Origin of the sequence: Siphonobacter sp. BAB-5385 (genome assembly GCF_002261125.1) — a bacterium.
GTDB lineage: Bacteria > Bacteroidota > Bacteroidia > Cytophagales > Spirosomataceae > Siphonobacter.
In genome coordinates, this window is sequence record NZ_NMPS01000183.1 from 1 (window position 1) to 268 (window position 268).

1 protein-coding gene is annotated in these 268 nt (G+C 52.2%); it reads right to left on the reverse strand.

Going from position 1 to position 268, the window contains the following annotated elements; translation table 11 throughout:
- Window positions 1-72: 72 nt before the first annotated feature.
- Window positions 73-268 (reverse strand): hypothetical protein (locus BWI93_RS28300; RefSeq protein WP_217902308.1); only part of this gene is annotated, 196 nt, incomplete at its 5' end.

Genomic DNA, 268 nt, shown 5'->3' on the forward strand with positions numbered 1-268 from the left:
ATGAAAAAGGCGGCTTTTCGCGATAGGACGGGGATGGGGTTTAGGCCGTTCTTGAAGTTATTCGACTGTTTTCTAACTACCATTAGCTATCAACAAACCACTAAAACTGCTGTCCACAGATGAAAACCTCTCCCGCCATTGAGCCTTCCAGGCTGGACCATTCCATGGGGCAACTGAACGACCTACGATAGCCGCAAAGCGTTGGGCCAATGCAGGCTGTCGCCACCATGGGATGGCCCCCATGGAATGGTTAGTCGTGGAGAGGTCC